General features: G+C 34.2%; 23 protein-coding genes. 4 read left to right on the forward strand and 19 right to left on the reverse strand.

Annotated features, from left to right (window positions below):
* Positions 1-465: 465 nt before the first annotated feature.
* The gene (gene dprA / locus Q0912_RS10330) at positions 466-1,569 is read right to left on the reverse strand and encodes a DNA-processing protein DprA (protein ID WP_299114752.1); all 1,104 of its coding nucleotides are present in this window, start codon (positions 1,567-1,569) and stop codon (positions 466-468) included.
* Positions 1,570-1,676: 107 nt separating this feature from the next.
* Here dprA and Q0912_RS10335 point away from each other — a divergent pair, with 107 nt between their 5' ends.
* From Q0912_RS10335 to Q0912_RS10345, 3 genes are all read left to right on the forward strand, one after another.
* Complete coding sequence (locus tag Q0912_RS10335; protein ID WP_299114754.1) at positions 1,677-2,615, forward strand: SPOR domain-containing protein; 939 nt, start codon at positions 1,677-1,679, stop codon at positions 2,613-2,615.
* Between the two features lie 120 nt (positions 2,616-2,735).
* Complete coding sequence (locus Q0912_RS10340) at positions 2,736-3,245, forward strand: acyl-CoA thioesterase (RefSeq protein ID WP_299114756.1); 510 nt, start codon at positions 2,736-2,738, stop codon at positions 3,243-3,245.
* 52 nt (positions 3,246-3,297) lie between these two features.
* Positions 3,298-3,516 carry a DUF6515 family protein gene (locus Q0912_RS10345; RefSeq protein WP_299114758.1) on the forward strand — a complete coding sequence of 73 codons (219 nt, stop codon included), beginning with the start codon at positions 3,298-3,300 and terminating at the stop codon, positions 3,514-3,516.
* Here the strand turns inward: Q0912_RS10345 and Q0912_RS10350 are convergent, their stop codons facing one another.
* The 7 genes from Q0912_RS10350 to Q0912_RS10380 all read right to left on the reverse strand — a co-directional run bounded on the left by Q0912_RS10350 (position 3,517) and on the right by Q0912_RS10380 (position 10,852).
* Positions 3,517-4,737 (reverse strand): peptidoglycan DD-metalloendopeptidase family protein, encoded by a 1,221-nt coding sequence (locus tag Q0912_RS10350; RefSeq protein ID WP_299114760.1) that lies wholly within the window; start codon positions 4,735-4,737, stop codon positions 3,517-3,519.
* Between the two features lie 61 nt (positions 4,738-4,798).
* On the reverse strand, positions 4,799-5,590 hold the full coding sequence (locus Q0912_RS10355) for a DUF4292 domain-containing protein (RefSeq protein ID WP_299114762.1): 792 nt from the start codon (positions 5,588-5,590) through the stop codon (positions 4,799-4,801).
* On the reverse strand, positions 5,591-6,952 hold the full coding sequence (locus Q0912_RS10360; protein WP_299114764.1) for a tetratricopeptide repeat protein: 1,362 nt from the start codon (positions 6,950-6,952) through the stop codon (positions 5,591-5,593).
* 90 nt (positions 6,953-7,042) lie between these two features.
* On the reverse strand, positions 7,043-8,062 hold the full coding sequence (locus tag Q0912_RS10365; protein ID WP_299114766.1) for a sugar phosphate nucleotidyltransferase: 1,020 nt from the start codon (positions 8,060-8,062) through the stop codon (positions 7,043-7,045).
* 197 nt (positions 8,063-8,259) lie between these two features.
* Positions 8,260-8,694 carry a dUTP diphosphatase gene (gene dut, locus Q0912_RS10370; RefSeq protein WP_299114768.1) on the reverse strand — a complete coding sequence of 145 codons (435 nt, stop codon included), beginning with the start codon at positions 8,692-8,694 and terminating at the stop codon, positions 8,260-8,262.
* Between the two features lie 50 nt (positions 8,695-8,744).
* A complete protein-coding gene (locus Q0912_RS10375) occupies positions 8,745-10,205 on the reverse strand; it encodes an oligosaccharide flippase family protein (protein ID WP_299114770.1) in 1,461 nt (486 codons plus the stop codon).
* A 113-nt stretch (positions 10,206-10,318) separates the two neighbouring features.
* A complete protein-coding gene (locus Q0912_RS10380; protein ID WP_299114772.1) occupies positions 10,319-10,852 on the reverse strand; it encodes a hypothetical protein in 534 nt (177 codons plus the stop codon).
* A 174-nt stretch (positions 10,853-11,026) separates the two neighbouring features.
* On the opposite strand from Q0912_RS10380, the gene Q0912_RS10385 reads away from it, so the two are divergent.
* Positions 11,027-11,350, forward strand: a complete 324-nt coding sequence (locus Q0912_RS10385) for a hypothetical protein (protein WP_299114774.1) — start codon at positions 11,027-11,029, stop codon at positions 11,348-11,350.
* Between the two features lie 66 nt (positions 11,351-11,416).
* Here the strand turns inward: Q0912_RS10385 and atpG are convergent, their stop codons facing one another.
* The 11 genes from atpG to Q0912_RS10440 all read right to left on the reverse strand — a co-directional run bounded on the left by atpG (position 11,417) and on the right by Q0912_RS10440 (position 20,657).
* Entirely contained in the window at positions 11,417-12,280 is an 864-nt protein-coding gene (gene atpG, locus Q0912_RS10390; RefSeq protein ID WP_299114776.1) for an ATP synthase F1 subunit gamma, read from the reverse strand.
* A gap of 56 nt (positions 12,281-12,336) precedes the next feature.
* Entirely contained in the window at positions 12,337-13,917 is a 1,581-nt protein-coding gene (gene atpA / locus Q0912_RS10395; RefSeq protein ID WP_299114778.1) for a F0F1 ATP synthase subunit alpha, read from the reverse strand.
* 58 nt (positions 13,918-13,975) lie between these two features.
* Positions 13,976-14,395 carry a hypothetical protein gene (locus Q0912_RS10400; RefSeq protein ID WP_299114780.1) on the reverse strand — a complete coding sequence of 140 codons (420 nt, stop codon included), beginning with the start codon at positions 14,393-14,395 and terminating at the stop codon, positions 13,976-13,978.
* A 1-nt stretch (position 14,396) separates the two neighbouring features.
* A complete protein-coding gene (gene atpH, locus Q0912_RS10405) occupies positions 14,397-14,933 on the reverse strand; it encodes an ATP synthase F1 subunit delta (RefSeq protein WP_299114782.1) in 537 nt (178 codons plus the stop codon).
* A 6-nt stretch (positions 14,934-14,939) separates the two neighbouring features.
* Positions 14,940-15,434, reverse strand: coding sequence for a F0F1 ATP synthase subunit B (locus tag Q0912_RS10410; protein WP_299114784.1), 495 nt, complete (start codon positions 15,432-15,434; stop codon positions 14,940-14,942).
* Between the two features lie 73 nt (positions 15,435-15,507).
* Positions 15,508-15,717: an ATP synthase F0 subunit C gene (gene atpE / locus Q0912_RS10415; protein WP_034042296.1), complete on the reverse strand. Its 210-nt coding sequence runs from the start codon at positions 15,715-15,717 to the stop codon at positions 15,508-15,510.
* A 19-nt stretch (positions 15,718-15,736) separates the two neighbouring features.
* Positions 15,737-16,840, reverse strand: a complete 1,104-nt coding sequence (gene atpB, locus Q0912_RS10420) for a F0F1 ATP synthase subunit A (protein ID WP_299114786.1) — start codon at positions 16,838-16,840, stop codon at positions 15,737-15,739.
* Between the two features lie 145 nt (positions 16,841-16,985).
* Entirely contained in the window at positions 16,986-17,381 is a 396-nt protein-coding gene (locus Q0912_RS10425) for a hypothetical protein (RefSeq protein WP_299114788.1), read from the reverse strand.
* A gap of 8 nt (positions 17,382-17,389) precedes the next feature.
* Positions 17,390-17,656 carry an AtpZ/AtpI family protein gene (locus tag Q0912_RS10430; protein ID WP_299114790.1) on the reverse strand — a complete coding sequence of 89 codons (267 nt, stop codon included), beginning with the start codon at positions 17,654-17,656 and terminating at the stop codon, positions 17,390-17,392.
* The gene (locus Q0912_RS10435) at positions 17,586-18,041 is read right to left on the reverse strand and encodes a polymer-forming cytoskeletal protein (RefSeq protein ID WP_299114791.1); all 456 of its coding nucleotides are present in this window, start codon (positions 18,039-18,041) and stop codon (positions 17,586-17,588) included. Before Q0912_RS10435 ends, Q0912_RS10430 begins: the two co-directional genes overlap by 71 nt.
* Positions 18,042-18,059: 18 nt before the next feature.
* Positions 18,060-20,657: a hypothetical protein gene (locus tag Q0912_RS10440; protein WP_299114793.1), complete on the reverse strand. Its 2,598-nt coding sequence runs from the start codon at positions 20,655-20,657 to the stop codon at positions 18,060-18,062.
* Between the last annotated feature and the right edge of the window lie 97 nt (positions 20,658-20,754).

The following is a 20,754-nucleotide window of genomic DNA, read 5'->3' on the forward strand; positions in this document are numbered from 1 at the left end:
AATACCTGGCAAGCCTGTATAGTGCGATACCTGCGTCTGGGAATGCCCTATCAGCGAAGCAACTTCAGGGGAAGGGGGAATAACATTAGGAGGCTCTTGTGCCCAAATGCCAATTGAAAATGTGAGCATAAAGATACCTAACAGGGTTTTGAAATGTGTTTTCATAGAAAAAGGTCTTAACGATTTATGTTTTATCGACCAACTCAAAAAAGTGTAGGAATTTTATGTGTTTACACTAATACCCCTTTAGCAATAAATTTTAACTGCTTAGTTCAGTTAGGTCGAAATTAGGTCATAAAGTTAGAGTGGCTTCTTGACTTTACACAGAGCATTTTGCTTTAAAATACTAAGCATTTTGCTTGGTGTAAAGTGATCTTTGGAGATTAAATTAAAGGGTAATTATGGTAAAAATTATACTACCTCGTCGCAGAAGATAAACCGTTGATTGTAAACTATCTGCGCGTTTTACGCAAGTGTAAATATCTTACCAGGTAAAGGCCTTACAACACTTTTTAATTCCATATTAAGAAGTAAACCTGCAAGTTTATACGATGGAATATTACATTCTAAAGCAATGACATCTAGTAGTGCTTTATTATTGCTTTTTAGGTAGTTATAAATTATTTTTTCATCGGGTTCTAATTCTACAAACAGTCGTTTTTGCACAACAGGTTTTCTATCATTTTCTAATTGCCAGTTTAATAAATAAGGCACATCCATAGGTTGAGATAATAAATGTGCTTTTTGAAACTTTATGAGATTATTACACCCCACACTTTGACTGTCCGTGGTTCTGCCTGGCACAGCAAAGACTTCTCTGTCGTAAGAATTAGCAATATCAGCTGTAACTAAGCTACCTCCTTTTTCTGCAGACTCTATAACTATAGTGGCTTCACTTAATCCTGCTATAATGCGGTTTCGTTTTAAAAAGTTGTTTCTGTCAAAAACATCCGTACTCCAAAAATCGGTATAAAACCCACCATGTCTTTCAACATCTGCTACATATTTTTTATGGGCCTTAGGGTAGATCTGGTTTAAACCATGTGCCAGACAACCAATAGTCTGTAAATTATGTTTTACTGCTGCCTTTTGCGCTGTAATATCTGTACCGTATGCAAATCCCGAAACGATTACTGGATTATATGGAGACAAGGTGTCTACCAATTTTTCGCAAAATGCAATACCATTAGTTGTGATTTTTCGAGCACCAACAATGCTAATTATAGGTTGTTGTTTTAAATTAATAGTTCCGGATTGAAACAGCACAATGGGCCCATCAATGCAATGCTTTAATTTTTCGGGATAGGTCTCTTCGGTAAAATAATGTGCCGTTATCCCCTGGTCTTTAATAAACCTCAATTCATCTTCTGCGGCTTCTAAATGGATGGTATCAAAAAGACCTTCAATAGTTATAGAACCAATACCAGCGATCTTTAAAAGGTTTGTCTTTTTCTCTTTTAAAACCGCCTCAGCAGAACCACAATGGTTAATTAATTTTTTAGCTGTAGTTGCCCCTATTTTAGGTACATGCTGTAAAGCTAAAGCAAAAATTAATTGGTGTTCGGTCATCTTAAAGCGTTGATTTCAAACGTACAAGAAACTAAATTTTTCTGATGTTAATAACTAAATGGCACTATATTTTTATCACTTTCAAAAATTTTTAACTTTGTTCTTATATGCAATTAGAGGCTTACATCAGTGATTTACTTTATCGTTACGAGTGTGTAACTATACCTGACTTTGGCGCGTTTTTAACGACTCGTGTTTCTGCTAAGGTTCACGATTCTACACATACGTTTTATCCTCCGAAAAAAGTATTGTCGTTTAACGAACAATTACAAAACAACGATGGCTTATTGGGTAATTATGTCGCCGAGATTGAAAAAATACCTTATGAGACTGCGGTCAGTAAAATTGCTAAACACGTAAGAGCTATTAAATCGTATTTAATTGAAGGAGAAACTATTCAATTTAAAAACATTGGTGAACTTGTTTTAAATGCAGATGGTAAAATTGTATTTAATCCTTCTAGCCACATTAATTACTTAACCGATGCTTTTGGTTTATCACATTTTACATCTTCTGATATTAAGCGCGAGGTATATAAAGAAACCATAGAAGCAATTGAAGAGGTTGCTCCTATTGCGCTTACTCCAGAAAAACGTTCGGGCAACGTCTGGTTAAAATATGCCGCAGCCGCAGTGATTGTTTTAGGTTTAGGTGGTTACGGAGCGGTTCAATACTATAACAATACTATAGAAAACCATAATCAATTAGCCCAAGAAGAAGCCAATGCAGAATTGGATGCCAGAGTACAAGAAGCCACATTTTTTATTAGTAATCCTTTACCTGCTGCTACATTATCGCTAGAAAAGCAAACGGGTAATTACCATATTGTTGCTGGTGCTTTTAGGATTGAAGCCAATTCTGATAAAAAAGTGAATCAACTTAGAGCTAAAGGTTATAAAGCGCGAAAGATTGGTAAAAACCGTTATGGTCTTCATGAAGTAGTGTATCAAAGTTTTGAAACCAGACTTGAAGCACATCGTGCACTTTATAAAATCCGTCGTGAGCACAATAAGGATGCCTGGTTGCTAATTAAAAAATTAGATTAATTTCCTTCCTGTAGAAACACCTCCACTGTACTTTAACACATAATAAAAGTTTACTTTTATATCTAAAATTGTAATACACCATCTAAAATCGGCTTATCTTTGCAGAAATTTTAAAGCGCTATGCAATCCAAAACCGCATTTCAGTCTAAAACTGTAGTCACAGACTTAGTTTTACCCAGTGAAACCAATCCTATTAATAACCTTTTTGGTGGTGAATTACTAGCACGTATGGATCGTGCTGCAAGTATTGCGGCAAGGCGCCATTCGCGTCGTATTGTTGTAACAGCTTCTGTAAACCATGTGGCATTTAATAGATCTGTACCGTTAGGAAGTGTAGTAACTATTGAGGCTAAGGTGTCGCGTGCATTTTCGTCTTCTATGGAAGTATATATGGATGTTTGGATTGAGGATAGAGAATCTGGCGAATGTATTAAAGCCAATGAAGCGATTTATACCTTTGTTGCCGTTGATGAAACAGGACGGCCTGTAAAGGTACCCGAGCTCATCCCAGAAACTGAATTAGAAAAAGAACGCTATGATGCAGCTTTGCGACGTAAGCAATTAAGTTTAGTTTTGGCAGGCAAAATGAAACCTTCAGATGCTACCGAACTTAAGGCTCTTTTTAAATAACAATTAAACCTTTTTAGGTTACTCTGGTCTTATCATTAAATCAAATTTATTAATGATGAGATATTTAGTATACACCTTAGTTCTTGTTTTTGCATTAAACTTTAGTTCTTGTGCAAGACGTGTCGTTGTAAAGCAACCTGCCTCAGTAACTGTAGTTAAAAAATTACCTAGACAATATAAAGTAGTTCGTGTAAAAGGAAAGCGTTATTACTTTTTTAATGGCAAACATTATCAAAAGACGCGAGGAGGTTATGTGGTTGTAAGGGTATAATTAGTACTTAGACAACCAGTACTGCGGGTTTAGTTTTTGGTTATTCTTGTAAATTCTAAACCCTAAAAGTGTTTCCCCATTGGTTCTATTTGTAAATACCTGGCCTATTACCTGCCCTGTTTTTATCTTATCTCCTTTTTTTACATAAATCTTTGAGAGGTTAGTATAAATAGTGAGGTAATTACCGTGCCTTAGCATAATTGCCGGATTACCTCTTTTTATTACCAATATTTCAGAAACCTCACCATTAAAAACTGCTTTAACTTCAGCATTGGATGTCGTTGCAATTTTAATTCCTGGATTGTTTACCTCAACAGAGCTATCTGTTAATGAACGTCCTTTACCATATTTGGCTTTAATAACTCCTCTAGACACTGGCCATCCTAATTTTCCTTTATTAGCTTCAAAATTTGAGGCCAGTTTTTTGGCTTCTGGTGTCAATACAAATTTTCCGGAAGATGTTTTCTTTCCTGCTTTTTTATTAGACGCAGCAATGGCTTCTCTAATCAGTCGGTTTATTTCTCTATCTAATCGGTCTGCTTCTTGTTTTTTCTTTTTTATCTGCGCTGTATACTTACTCATATCAGACTTAATAGATGCCATTAACACTTCGCGTTGTTTAAGTTCTTTCTCTAATTGGTGCTTAGCGGCTCTATTTTCTTCAATGAGTTGTTGCTTATCTTCTTTTTGTTTTGATAATTGAATATTTAACTCTTGTAATGCTTTAGTCTTAGCTTTAATAGACTCCCCTTGTTCTTTCTGATAATTGGCATATTGCCTTATATATTGAAGTCTCTTATAAGCTTGTTTAAAATTACTAGACGATAATAAAAACATTACTTTACTCTGCTCTGATTTGCTTTTATATGATTTTACAACCATCGCTGCATAATCGTCTTTAAGCTCTTGTAATTGTGCTCTTAGGCTTGTGATCTCTTTTTGATTGGAGTTAATCTCGCGAGTTAATAAATTAGCTTGCTCATTGGTAATTCTAATAAGATTTTGTCTAACGCTCACTTTATAGTTTATATCTTCAATAAGTGTAATCTCAGACTTCTCTTCTTTCTTTTTGGTGAAAAGTAAAGCATTAATCTGCTTCATTTCCTTTAAAATTTGCTGGCGTTTGGCTTCAAGTTTTTTTTGCTTATCACTTTGGGCAACTAAGCTTACTGAAGAGAGTAAAAACCCTAAAACCAGTATGGTATATAAATGCTTATTCATTATTTAAATCTATATGAGAGTTCTCTTCGTTCTTGTTTCACTCTGTTGAAAATGGCAATTGCTATTTTATAACTATTTCTTTATACCCTGAAGGAATCTTAAACGGAAAACGCACATCTTCATTAACTGCCAGAGATTTAAACTCCATTGTAATGGCAACTTCGTCAGCATCTTCAACCGCTATGATTCTAATATTTTTAGGCAAAACCTGCTTGTCTACCTCTTGGTACGATTTGTAATCTACCTGTAGAAAACGCTTCTTTAACTGTTGAAACAATTGCAAGCTATCCATCTTAAAATGTGAAGGGTTGATTAAGTAAAACAGTTCTAAAAGTGCATTTTGATCTTTTGGCTGCAAGGCATAAGAATTTTCATTTACCGAAACCAAGTGCAGAGCCCCCTTAAGGTCATAAATGGCCTGACCTAGAAGTATGCTTTGAACTTTATCAAAGTCTAAATCTACACCTACAAAATCACTTAAAAGCTCATAGTTACCATCAAAATACTCGTTGTCAAGTTTATTGTAAAAACGCACTTTTTCTGGTGTAATCATCATTCTCGCCATTCCGAATGAAGCACTTAGCCAAATTACTTTATCCTTCTCTATACGAAGATTAAAAGTATGTCCTTGTTCTTTTTGCCCTTGAACGATGTCAATTCTAACTTTTCCATTTAGTGTTTTAAAATCTGCATCATTTTTTTGATGTTGTTTTATCACTTGCTTTGCTGAAAGTTTGCTACTTGCCTCACCAGAGGCAATAACACTTTTAGCTGATTTGCAATTAATCAAAAAAAGCAATACAGCGAATGCAATAACTATTTTAGTGAGTTTATATGTTTGATTATTAGTCATTTATTGTTGGGCTTTAAGGGATTGTGCCTTTTTAGCAAACGTTTCAGATTTACTAATATTATTTAAAGCTTTATAGGCAAGACTTAATTCTGAATAAAAATCAGCTTCCATATTAGAATTATCAATTAAGAAATCTAATCCCATTTCTAGATTATCGATTGCCTTTTGGGTATTACCAAGTTTATTATTGGCAACGCCATTAACTAAATATAAAATAGGTTGTGCAGGATATAGCTCTAATGCCTCTTCACTATCTTTTGCCACTGCTATATGGTCTTCGAGATCTAACTGAAGTAACAATACATCTTTAATAAGTTTAAAGTCGTTTGGGTTTTGCTTTAAGGCTTCTTTAAAGTTTGATAACGCTTTTACCTTATCACCAGCCTTTAAATAATAACTGCCTAAATCGCTATGTGTTTGCGCATCTTTATTATTATCAACCAAGGCTGTAATGTCAACCAAATCAGCTTCGAATTCTGGGTTTTTAGATACAAAAGCTACAAAGTCCTTTAATACTTTTGCTTTAGCATCTGTATTAATCTCAGGGCTGGTCAACACAATTTTTACAGAGCTAATCGCTTCTTCAACCTTTCTGTCTTGAAGATAAAATTTATATAAAGCCAAGTGTACAAACTTAGATTCTGGTTTTATCTTTAAAAGATTTTGTGCGGCTTTATAGGCTTTCTTTTTGTTACCTGTTTGACTATATCTGTATATAAGTTTTAGATGATTTTCTTCGTTATTAGGGTTGTTGGCAATACGTTGCTCTAAGTTCTCTATGCGATCGTCTGCGTTACCAGTAATACTATAGATATCATTTCGCATGGCATCTCTAGCTTCGCTCACACCTAACTCCTGATCTAGTTCATCTAAAAGTTCTAAGGCCTGTTTGTAGCGCTTTTCCCTAACATACAGCGCTGCTAAATCTTCTTTGTAATCTGGATGATACTTAACCAGTTGTTTTATGGTTTTGATAGCATTATTAATATCATCTTGTTGGTAGTATACATCATATAATTCGTCTAAGAACCATTCGTTATCGGGTTGCATGTTAATGGCCTTCTTAAGGTTGTCTTCAGCAGCTCCAAAATTTTTGAGCTTATTGTAGTTTTTACCTAATTCGAAATAGATAACAGGTTTCTTACTATCTAGATTTAAACATTTATGAAGAGCTTCAACTGCACGATCGTAGTTTTCGATACCTTTCTGCTTTAAAGCTTCAAAGAAATACTCTTGAAATTCATCTTCAACATTCCCTAAATCATCGTCTGGTCTTTTGTTGAAATCAACTTGAGCCATTGCTAAGCTTGGTACTATAAAAAGCACCATAAAAATTCTTGCTATTTTCTTATAAAGTTTCATTTAGAGATTCTTCGCTATTACTCTGAATGCCATTAAAGTTTCAAAAGTTATTCCAAACTTGAGATAATGAGATTCCTTTTAAAAGGAATTCTATTCCAATACGGAATAATCGCCTATACTAATTTTAGTAAAGTTGCCATCATACTTTACATAATTACCAATCATAGCGTCATCTAAATTAGCGTTTTTGATATTGGTTTGGTTTTGAATTAAGCTATTTTTAACGCTTGAATCTTCAATAACACAATTTTTACCAATAGAAACGTTTGGTCCAACAGATGTATTGCGTAAAATCGTTCCTTCTCCAATAAAACAAGGCGCAATAATATTAGCGTTTTCTAATATTACAGAATCATGCACCAGTTGTTCTTCATTGTCAGAAGTTAAAAAACCTAACATTTTTGCATTGGTCTCTAGGGTTACATTCTTATTACCACAATCCATCCATTCATCCACTGTTCCTGTTTTAAATATTTTGCCGTCTGCCATCATACGCTTGATGCCATCATTAATTTGATATTCACCGCCATTCATTACATTTTCATCCAATACTTCTTGAAGTTTTCCTTTTAAAACGGCAACATCTTTAAAATAATAAACCCCTATAACTGCCTGGTCGCTTACAAACGATTCTGGTTTTTCAACTAACTCTACGATATTTTCGTTTTCATCTAATTTAACCACGCCATAAGCCTCAGGGTTATCGACGCGTTTTGTCCATATAACACTATCTGCTGTTGGATCTAAATCGAATTCAGCTCTTATCAATGTATCCGCATAAGCAATCACTGCTGGACCTGAAAGTGACGGCTCAGCACTCATAATAGCATGACCAGTACCTAAAGGCTGGTCTTGTCTGTAAATAGATGCTTTAGCTCCTAAATCTTGGGCTAATGCCGTTAAACTTTCTACGACATCATCTCCAAAAAATGCAGGATCACCTAGTACAAATGCTATTTCTTCAATAGGCTGCTTTAATACTTTAGCGATATCCTTTACTAAGCGATGTACTATTGGTTGGCCAGCAACAGGAATTAATGGTTTTGGTACTGTTAAACTATGTGGTCTAAGGCGAGATCCTCTGCCCGCCATTGGTACTATTATTTTCATACTATTGCCCGCTAAAGCGGGTATCTTTTTTAGGTTGTACTTTACTCTTGTTAAAACAGGAATTTCTTTATTCTTTTTTATTTTCTTTAAAGTTTAGATTTCAATTGTTGCTCAAATCTAACCAATTAGGGCTTGTTTTTTATATATTCAGCCAGTGTCTTATACAATTAATTATGAGATTTCTACTTTCGCAAGAATTATGAAGTACCTGTACTTCCGAAACCACCTTCACCTCTGTCTGTTTCGGATAGTTCTTGCACTTCCTCCCACTCTGCACGCTCGTGTTTGGCAATAACTAATTGCGCTATTCGCTCACCATTCTGAATTGTAAAATCTTCATTAGACAGGTTTACTAAAATAACACCTATTTCTCCTCTGTAATCTGCATCTATAGTTCCTGGTGCATTTAGTACTGTAATGCCTTTTTTAGCTGCTAAACCGCTTCTTGGTCTTACTTGAGCTTCATAACCAATTGGGAGTTCTATAAATAAACCTGTGCCAACAATAGTGCGCTCTAAGGGTTTAAGTATTCTTGCTTCGGTTAAACTAGCACGTAAATCCAAACCTGCTGAAGCTATGGTTTCGTAATGCGGTAAATTGTGTCTGGATTTATTAATTATTTTAATTTTCATAATTGTTTACTATGAAGATACTTCGACTGCGCTCAGCATGATAAATTTGTTTACTTCTTTAATAATCGTTTTAGTTGGTTCTTTTCCAACATTATAACTAATCCCAAAAATACAATTAACATTGCAATTCCTATAACATATTCTCCTCGATATCTATAGAAAGACAATGCCGATAAGCCTATAGAAATTACTAAGTATAATCCGATTTTTTTAAGATTGTAAGGTATTGGATAATATTGTCTTCCATAGTAATACGATAATAACATCATAGAACCATAGGCCACTAAAGTTGCCACTGCTGATGCTTTGTAACTATAAGTCTCAATAAATACAATGTTGATTATTAGCGTTACTATAGCACCGACAACTGAAATGTAAGCTCCAAATTTGGTTCTGTCTGTGATCTTATACCAAACCGAAAGGTTATGATATATCCCCAAAAAGAAATTGGCCAATAATATAATTGGTACAATCCACATGGCTTCCCAGTAGGCTTCGCTTCTAATTATAAATGGCTTTAAAACATCAGCAAATATAACCACAGCTAAAAGTATTATCGACCCAAAAGCTACAAAAAACTCCAGGATATTCGCATAATTTTTCTGTGGGTTCTTTGTCTTAGCATGGCTAAAAAAATAAGGTTCTATACCCAAGCGGTATGCTGTAGCAAAAAGCGTCATAAATAAGGCCAGCTTGTAACATGCTGAATACATTCCAATATCATTTTCGGCAACATCTGCCGGCAATAATTCCTTGAGTAAGATCCTATCAAAAGTTTCATTAATTGAGAAGGCAATTCCGGCAATTAAAACCGGAATAGCATAGCGCATCATTCGTTTCCAAAGTTTTTTATCGAACTTGTAGTTGAGCTTTATATAAAATGAGAGCATTACTACTAATGTAAATGCACTTGCAACCAAATTAGCAATAAAGATATAGCTGATTTCAAAGTTTGGCTTATAGATACTTTGAAATATGCCTCTGTTTTCAGCTAAGTCTTTTAGTGCTAATAAAAGGAATAGATTTAAACCAATATTAATAATAACATTAAGAATCTTGACAATTGCATACTGCATCGATTTCTCATTTGCTCTTAGCCAGGCAAAAGGAATGATTACCAATGCATCCAGTAGCAATATCCAAATCACCAAATTGATATACTTAACATCAATATCTATAAAGCTTGCGATTTGATTTTGAAACATTAAAGCCAAAACGAAGAAGCCAAAAGATGAAAGCATCAAAGAAATGGTAGAGGTACTTACCACTTTATCCTTATCTTCTTCTTTGTTGAAAAAGCGAAAAAATGCGGTCTCCATACCATAAGCCAAGACCACATTAAATAAAACAAAATATGAAAAGATAACGGATACTTTTCCGTACTCAGCTGGATTAGCAAGAACGGCCTCGCTTGTGTATAAAGGCACTAGTAAAAAGCTTAGCATTCTTGGTAACACTGTTGCTAAACCATATATAAATGTCTGCTTAAAAAGAGATTTAAATCCGCTCAATCTAAAAAATTATAGTGTCGCTCAAAAGTATTAAATATAAATGGGTCTTAGGGCATTCAAATAAAAAAAGCCTTGTTAACTAACAAGGCCTTTTTAATATTTACAACACGCTCTTAGTTGTCATCTTCTTCTTCATCTAATGATGCCATACCAGAAGACGTACTTTGTGCATAAACCGATGGTGGTCCATCTTCATAATAGGTTCCTGCAACTTCGTTTAATGCTATAATTTTATAATACTTTGTTTGTCCATTTTCAATATAGCTGATTACGCATTCGTTATCTTTAAGGTCAAATGGATAATCATTTGGTTTTTCTGCTTTTTGAAACGTATAATGACGTGATGGGTGCTTTAAAACAGACATGTACTCTTCCTCTTTCTTAGTCAATTTCCCTCTTAGGTTTCTAAAAAAAACTTCGTCGAAAGCAATATCTTGCTCAACATCAGAAATAGGGATGAAAATGTTTATTCCTGTACCGCCAACTTTAATTCCGGCATACCATTCTTGAAAAAAGACAGGTTTAACTTTAAATGGGGTTTGTTGCTCAAATGTAGTTGTTGCTACTTTTGGAGTAGCACATTGAAACGTAAATGAAATCGCAACAGCAAAAACAATGGCGCAAGTTGCCTTTTTAAGATTTTTCATTATTAAGTAGGTTAAATTTGGAGAAGCAAGATATAAAAATATTCTATTTTGCCGTTTATTTTTATATTTAATCGATAAATTGTAATAAAATGTAGGATTTTTGTATTATTCATTCAATTGATTTCGATTTTAAAATATTGTCCTATTTTTGAAAACTAACTAATTAGGGAGATAATGATTGGAACTACTAAAAGATTAATTACAGAAGAAAAGGTTAAAAATTCATCGTGCACACACTGCGGAGAAGAAAACTCTCTTATGGTTAAGGTGTTTTCTAAAATGTTTATGCTAAAAGTTTTGCCTTTTGCCATAGGTAAATCCACAGAACTATATTGTTCTAATTGTAAAAAAGCTTATGGACCAAACGACACTTTAGATCCTACTACCAAACGCAGAATAGACATTATTAAAGATGATGCTCAACATGCTTGGTTTTTATACATTGGATATGCCTTTTTTGCCTTAGTATTATTAGTGGCTATCTTTAAAGATTTATAACGAAAAAACCTCATTCAAATTAAGAATGAGGTTTTTTATACTCTAATATTAGAGTTATACTATTTTTTAATTATTCAATGCCTCAGCACCACCAACAATTTCTAAGATTTCGTTAGTGATTGCTGCTTGTCTGGCTTTATTGTATGTTAACTTAAGCTGATCTCTTAACTCCGTTGCGTTATCGGTGGCTTTATGCATTGCTGTCATACGTGCACCATGCTCTGAAGCAAAAGAATCTCTAATTCCTTTAAACAATTGTGTTTTTAAAGACTTAGGAATTAAAGTCTCAACTATTTCTTGTTTCGATGGCTCAAAAATATAATCTAGATTTGTATTAGCGTTATCTCCTTCTACCGGAACAATTGGTAAAAACTGCTCAGTCATTACGATTTGAGTTGCTGCATTTTTAAAGCTATTATATACTAACTCTACTTTATCGTAATCACCTTCAACAAATTTATCCATTATCATTTCAGCAATCTCAGCAACGTTTTCAAAGGTTAAAGCATCAAATACTTCACTTTTGTTAGCAATAACCATATCATGCTTAGAAAAAGCGTCATTAGCTTTTTTTCCAATCGCTAATACAGATACATTTTTACCAGCATAAGTATCACTTATTAAAGCATTAACTTTCTTAATAATGTTAGAGTTAAAAGCACCACACAATCCTCTGTTAGAAGTTATTGCAACTACTAAAACGTTTTTGACCTCTCTCTGTACAGAATACTTACTACCAGAATCCGCATCTAAAGTAGCGCTTAAACTCTGAAGCAATTCTGTTAACTTATTAGAGTAGGGACGCATAGCAGTAATGGCATCTTGAGCCTTCTTTAACTTAGCAGCAGATACCATTTTCATGGCACTAGTAATCTGCATCGTAGAAGATACTGATGATATTCTGTTACGTATTTCTTTTAAGTTTGCCATCCTTTATATTATAAAGACTCTTCGCAACCAGGCTCAGAGTGACATTAATTTAATTATTAAGCTCTATACTTTCCAGTAAGGTCTTTAGCTACATTTGTTAATGTATCAATTACCTCATCAGTTAGTTTACCCGACTTCAATATATCTAAAGTATCTCTGTGCTTTGCATTTAAGAATTCAACAAAATCTCTTTCGAATTCTTTTACTTTATCTACAGGTACATCTCTTAACAAGTTCTTAGAACCAGCATAGATAATTGCAATTTGATCTTCTACAGTAAACGGATCGTTTTGAGCTTGCTTTAAGATCTCAACGTTTCGTTTACCTTTTTCAATTACGTTTAATGTAGAGGCATCTAAATCTGAGCCAAACTTAGCAAAGGCTTCTAATTCACGGAATTGTGCCTGATCTAATTTTAATGTACCAGATACTTTCTTCATAGATTTAATCTGAGCATTACCACCAACACGAGATACAGAAATACCAACGTTAATTGCTGGACGAACACCAGAGTTAAATAAATCACCATCTAAGAAGATTTGACCATCTGTAATAGAAATTACGTTAGTTGGGATATATGCTGATACATCACCTGCTTGTGTTTCAATGATTGGTAAAGCAGTTAAAGAACCACCACCTTTTACCATTGGTTTTAAGCTTTCTGGTAAATCATTCATCTCTTTAGCAATGGTGTCATCATTAATGACTTTTGCCGAACGCTCTAATAAACGCGAGTGTAAGTAGAAAACATCACCAGGATACGCCTCACGTCCTGGAGGACGACGTAATAATAAAGATACCTCACGGTAAGCAACTGCCTGCTTAGATAAATCATCATAAATAATTAATGCCGGACGACCCGTATCTCTAAAATACTCACCTATTGAAGCTCCAGTCATTGGTGCATATACTTGCATTGCTGCAGGATCAGATGCGTTAGCTGCTACAATTGTAGTATAAGCTAAAGCTCCTCTTTCTTCTAAGGTTTTTGCAATGTTAGCAACCGTTGAAGCTTTTTGCCCAACCGCTACATATATACAATATACAGGCTCACCTGCATCGTAAAATTCTTTTTGATTTAAGATGGTATCAATACAAACAGTAGTTTTTCCTGTCTGACGGTCACCAATTACCAACTCACGCTGACCTCTACCTACAGGAATCATAGCATCAATTGCCTTAATACCTGTTTGTAATGGTTCAGTTACTGGTTCTCTATAGATAACACCTGGTGCTTTACGCTCTACTGGCATTTCATAAGTTTCACCTGTAATTGGACCCTTACCATCAATTGGATTACCTAAAGTATCAACAACACGGCCTACAATACCTTCACCTACTTTTACAGATGCGATACGCGATGTACGTTTTACTGTTGAGCCTTCTTTAACACCTGTAGAAGCACCTAATAATACGATACCTACATTGTCTTCTTCAAGGTTAAGTACAATTCCTTCTGCACCACCTTCGAATTCTACTAATTCCCCATATTGAGCATTAGCCAATCCGTAAGCACGTACAATACCATCACCTACAGTTAATACTGTTCCTACTTCGTCTAATGAAGCACCTGCTTCAAAACCTGAAAGTTGTTGTTTTAAGATTGCTGATATTTCAGCTGGTTTTACTTCTGCCATCTTTTATTTAGATATTAGATGTTAGATATTTTGACCTAAGTCTCAAATACTAACTGTTTTAATTTTGTATAAATAATTTACCTCTTGATTCGTCTGAACCATATTTAGTGACAAACTTTTTAAGCCTGTCTTTATCAATTTTACCATCTTTTATGACTTTACCTTTGTAGAGCATTTTGATGATTTTTTTTCTAGTTTCTTTCAATTCTACCTCCACATCAAAATCAACAAACCTAACTATATCATAGCTATCCATGTTCTGCTTATTGTTTGGTGTCGGGTCATGATACTTTATAAAGATTATTTCTTCATCATCTTGAATAGAATAAATTGACATATCACCTGATTCTCTTTCAACTTTCACATATTCAACACCATCCACATATGCTATACCTTTTTTTATCTTTACTTTTTGAGCTTGAAGATTAAATGTAAATAGAATTCCAAATATTATGGTTAAAACCTTTATTGTCTTCATATTAGTTTAATGTAAATTCTCTTTTTAATTTGTCGAGTTTATTTGCAATACTAGCATTATACTGAATATCACCAACTCTTAAAATGAAACCACCTAAAATGCTTTCATCTACAATATTTTCTACTTCTGCTTCCTTACCTGTAAGTTCTTTTACTTTAGCTAATACTTTAGTTTTTAAATCTGCTGTTAAAGGAACTGCTGTTGTAACTGTTGCGACTTGGCTTCCTCTTAACTGATCATATAACTCTGTATAACTAGCAGCTACATCATTTAAAAGCGCTAGTCTCTTATTAGAAATTAAAGTATCTACAAGATTACTTGTGTTTGAGTTTACTTTTGGAAATACAGAAGATAACACAGACTTCTTATCTGCAGATCTTACAACAGGACTCTGAAGCATTTGTCTAAGCTCATCGCTTTGCGTAATAGTTTCTGAAATAAGCTTCATATCACTATTAACTGCTTCTGCTGCTTTTTGATCTTGTGCTAAGCTTAAAACCGCTTTAGCATATCTTACTGCTGCTCTTGATCCTGACATTTATCCTTAGTTTAAAGTTGCTTCACCTAACATGTTTTCAACCAATTTCAATTGCTTGTCTTTGTTAGATAATTCTTCGCGCACTACTTTTTCTGCAATATCAACTGATAATCCTGCAACATGACTTTTTAACTCAGCCATTGCTGCTTTCTTTTCACTTTCAATTGCTGCTTGCGCTTTTTCAATAATCTTACTTGCCTTTTCTTGCGCTTCAGTTTCAGCTTTAGCAATAGTTTGCTCTCTTATTTCACGAGCATCTTTAAGCATTGCTTCACGCTCAGCACGCGCCTCTTGTAAAATACGCTCATTATCTGCCTGAAGATTTTCCATCTCCTTGCGCGCATTTTCAGCTGATGCTAACGCCTCTTTAATACCCTCTTCTCTATCGCTAACAGCACCTAAAATAGGTTTCCAGGCAAATTTTCTTAAGATAAAAAGTAATACTAAAAATGTAATTAACGTCCAAAAGACAAGTCCAAATTCCGGTGTAATTAAATCCATTCTGTTTTGTTTTAAGTAACTTAAATTTTAAAAATACAGAAGTAACCAACCGTTACTTCTGTATCTTAATGTCTTACCCTTGTAAGAAAGCAACAACAACACCAAATAGTGCTACCGCTTCTACGAAGGCTGCTAAGATTAATGCCGAAGATTGAATCTTTCCGTGCATTTCTGGTTGACGCGCCATAGCTTCCATAGCTGACCCACCAATCTTACCAATACCAACACCAGCTCCAATAGCTGCTAAACCAGCTCCAATAGCTGCAATTCCAGTAATAGTCATAATATAAAATTTAAATTAATTAATGATGCTCTTCTTCAGTTGCCATCCCAAAATAAAGGGCTGACAATATTGTAAATATATATGCTTGTATTGCTGTTACAATAACCTCAATAACTGTAATAAACAATGAGAATGCTACAGATACTGGTGCAATAGCAACAGTTTTAAATACAAATATTAATGACATTAATGCTAATATAATAACGTGGCCTGCTGTAATATTAGCAAACAAACGAATCATAAGAGAGATAGGTTTAACAAACATACCTATAATCTCAATTGGCATTAAAAATATTTTCATTGGCACAGGCACTCCTGGCATCCAAAAGATGTGTTTCCAATAGTTTTTGTTACCACTAAATGTTGTTATTATAAATGTAATAGCTGCTAAAGTAAAAGTAAACGCAATGTTACCACTTAGGTTAGCACCATTAAGGATTGGAATTAATCCAAATATATTATTAATCCATATAAAGAAGAATATGGTTAATAAATATGGCATATATCTTTTGTACTTATGCTCACCAATCATTGGTCTTGCAATCTCATCTCTAACAAATACTACCAAAGGCTCAACAAAACTTGCAATACCTGATGGTACATTGTCATCAGATTTTTTATAACGACGTGCTGCAGTTAAAAAGATTAAAAACAATACCGCTATAGACACCCACATCATAAATACGTTTCTTGTAATAGACAAGTCGAATTTAGGTCTGTGTGCATTTGTAGGATGTCCTTCTGCATCAAAAGCAACTTGGTTAGCGCCTTCGTCTAAAACGTATACTTTTTCGTGTACATTAACAAAACGCTGACCGTTTCTTTCAACGATTTCATGACCATGATAATCATGATGAAATGCTGAAGACGAAAACGTCGTTAAGCCTTTGTCTGTATAAACAATAACAGGCAATGGTATCGTCAGGTGAAATTCGTTTTCTTTACCTTGATTTAAGGTTGCGATATGCATTCCGTAGGCATCCTTAACGTGATGTAAAATCATCTCTTTAGGATCGAATTTTTCGTCGTCTCCTCCTTCTTTAGTTCCAGAGGCAAAACCAATATTAAAAACAGTTAAAAATAATGTCGATAATATTATGTTTTTAAAGGTGCTTATTCTCATTCTAATGGGCTTAAAAATACCTTGCTTTAAATTCGGTGCAAATGTACGAACATTAAATGAATTGACAAGCAATAATTTTCCTATAATTTTTAAGAGCTTTTAATCGGATAAAAGTGCTGATTTTAAAGGTGTTTCAAAATCTGTTTTAAGACTTTTGAAGAAATCGAGTTATTGTAAAAACCTCAAAGAATAAGTATAGGAAATAAGGAATGAAAAAATTGAACACATCGGGTTGCTTGTTTTCAAAATCTGAAAGTAATAATGGCAATAAAAATAATATAGCCAATATCATTTTTGCAAAAGTTAATATCATAAATAGATTGAAAATGTCTTTTTTGCCAGATGAAAACCTATAATTTATAATAGTATAAAACGCTAGAGTAACAATTAAATGAAAGGTGTAAACCTGCCAGACAGGAAAAAAGAATGTAATATCCTTTGCAAAATGATACAATAAATAACTATGTATGGCATATAACAAAATGCTTACACCAAGTAATTGCAATAAAAAAGTGATTTGTCTTTTTTTAAATTCTTCCATTGTAATTATTAATCATTTTTTGAAGCTGCAATAATACGTTTAATTACAAAAACAATCGAAGCAATTACAAAACCTAGTGTAAAAAAAAGTGTGTAGAGGTTGTTTTCGTTTGGAAAACGCTTGTCTAGCTTTATACCTATAAATGTACCAACACAAATGATTGCCATCATCTGTATCACAATGCCTGAAAAACGCGCGTATGTATTAAGCTTGTCTTTCTGGTCTTTGGTCGGTTTTAACTGGTTGTTCTGGTTGTTTTGGTCTAGTTGGCTCATTAGGTAGTGCTTTTACTGTACCTTTCATACTACATGTAGCATTAAATGTAGCTCCTGGCTCTACGGCTAGTTTACTTGTGTGCACCTCACCTTCAATATGTGCTGTGGCTTTTAAGGATAATGTACCTGAAAGGATAAGTTTTCCTGAAAACTTACCTTCAAAGTCAGCATTTTCTCCTTGTAAGGTACCTTTTATGAATCCAGATTTTCCAATAACTACTTTGCCAGAGGTCTTAACATTACCTTCTACCGTTCCATCAATTCTAAATGGCCCTTTACTGGCAATGTCACCAACAATCTTTGTGCCTTGCGCTATAATATTCTGTTGCGTACTTGTTTCCATAGTTGTTTGTTGTTTAGGTTTTTTACTGTCTGAGGAAAACATGATATGATTTGGTTTTAATTACTCTAATTTTAAATAAGCATTTAAATTTTTATGACGTTGAATAATAGCATAGTTTGGTGAGGAAATTGCAAAATATTCTTTTGTGATTTTTGGTTTTACTGGTCTTCCGCGTTTGTCCTTTTCGTCAGATTGTAATAATTGTGCAAAACCACTTGCTCCTTGAATACTTTTTAGACCGTGTACAACCACAAATATTGTATTTTCATCATATACATCTTTTGAAGTTGTTAGGTCAAAATATTTAATCTTTGCCTCAATTTCTTCATCCAGTACTTTAATAAAAGCATCTATATCTTCATCCGAACCTTTTTGAAATGTATAAATAACATTAAAGTTTTTTGGTTTATCGTCTGGTACAAATTCTTTCCTTGCAAGAACTGGTATAGCATTTTGTAATAAGTCTTGCGCTTTTTTTCCTTCTTCTGTATTAGGATATGTCAACGCTATGTAGTCAATTCCTTTTTTATACTCTTCAAACCCATAAAGTCTACCTTTAGCAGATGTTTTAAGGATTTCGAATTTAGGAACGAAGCCATCTCCTTCGAGACGTTTAATCTGTATTTCGGCTTCATTGATAACAGCCTGGTACTCTTGATTATCAAACTTTTTATATAAGTTGGTGTAAATAACCTCTGGACTATTTTCGTCTTTAGCCAATTCTGATTGCGGATTTAGCAAAATTTCGGCATATCGAGATTCTGGATAATTGGCTACTATATCCGCTTTCATAGCTTCTGCTTTTCTGTTTAAACCCAATTCTACATAAATTTTATACAGATTGTATTTTGAAGGTAATATTAAGCGATCTTCAGGATTGTTTTGTAATAAATCTTCAAATCTAGATTTAGAGAGTTCTAACTCTTTAAACTTCTCCTTGTAGATAATACCTAACTGATAGTAGGCAAAATTGCGTTCCTTGGCTATACTATCAATCTCTACTTGTTTTGTTGGCAACGACGCCAAATACGTTTCTGGATTAAAACGCTTGTCGTCGTCTTTTGAGGTAGATACTACAGCATTATTTTTAACAGTATTGGCGATACCTGTACGTTGATTTGATAGTCTCCAATTATCTTGTAATTTTCGATCCCCCCAAATTTTTAGGAATTCATTTTTACCATAAGCAACCGTTGTTGGGTTGTAGAAGTAAAAACTACTCTTGTTTCCCGCTACTGGACTTATGCTTCTGCTCTTGGAAGCAAATTCACCTGGATTATCTTTTTGATTAATTCCAGATCTTGGGTTTTTAGTTTGTATGCCATTGTTTGAAGTGGCTGCCTGAGATGATCGTTTCTCTAACTCTTCTGCTTTACGCTGTTCTTCCTCTAGAGCCTGCTGTTTTAGTTGCTCTGCATATGCTGTGTATATGGCTAGTTGTTCTTCCTTTGGAAGCGCTACCATTTTTAAAATACTATCGTTGGTTGCCGCAATACCTTCGTAATAGATGACATCATCTAAATTCTCGCGTTTCTTCTTAATTATTCTAAATGGTTTAGAGTTTTGTACCATTGCCGTCATGGTACTATCATAATATGCTCCTGCCGTTTTATAGATATTCTTATCAAAATACATGTTACCTAGTGTCTCATAATTAAGTGCTCTTAGGTATTTGTCCGAAGTGATTTTTCTCAGGGATTTATTGTAGTAGGCTTCTGCTAGGCTATCAGAGGTTTTATTGCGATGGTATTCTGCAATACGATAATAAATCTTATCAAGAAAAGGTCTGTTTTCACGATTTTCCTCTAACTCAGTAAGGTATTCTTGAAACTCAATATCGTCTCCATCCAGGACATCATGGTTATATGATTTCTCTAAGTGGGCGTTAATGTAAAAAGCTCTTGGAATTTGTCTGTGCATATCTATAATGGCATCGAACTCCATATTAGCACTATCCTTTTTCTTAAACTCATTGTAAAGCTGTCCTCTAATAAAATGATATCGGGCTTTTTCGCTTTTAACTTTAGTGTTTTCTGCTGCTATACCTAGCTCTACCAAAGCACTGTCTTTAGATTTTGTGTTGATGTAGGCTTGTGCCAGAGCTGCTGTGGCATCAGCTAAATCCTGACCTTCAATTTCCTCTTCTTCCAGTAAGCGTTTTAGCTTTTTAATAGCAACTTCGTCATTATTGAGTCGCATATTTGCTTTTTCGCGCCAAATTTTTACTTGGTTAATTTTATCGCTTGTTGGGTATTTATTAAGGATATTGTTAAATGCTGCAAGTGCCGGCACAAAGCGTTGATCGTAATAACGGGCCTTACCCAGAAGCAAGTACGCTTCATCAATTTGTGGGTTTTTTTCTTTCCCATTGATATTCATACCGTGCTTTTGAATCGCTTTAATAGCTTTTTCTTCTGCGCGTTCAAAATCGGCATTTTTAGATTGACCAGGTAGAAATATATCTTCACTCACCTTCATACGCTCCACAGGAAGTAGTTCCCAGAAATTCTCGGTGAATGCATCATTTACCGCAAGTTTCCCTCTATCTAAAGCTATATTTCCATTATAGAGAATATTATACTTAGTACCTAAGGCATGGAAGTTTCTATTAATAAATGTGTCTTTTTTGCGTGAACAGTTTTGGACGATAATCGTCATTAAAAAAAGACATAATATGTGCTTAATCTTAAATTTCAACGTTGGTTCTATTTGATTAATAGATAACTAAACTATTAGGTGTTTAGTGTGTTAAGTG

Source organism: uncultured Winogradskyella sp. (assembly GCF_947498345.1).
Lineage (GTDB): Bacteria > Bacteroidota > Bacteroidia > Flavobacteriales > Flavobacteriaceae > Winogradskyella.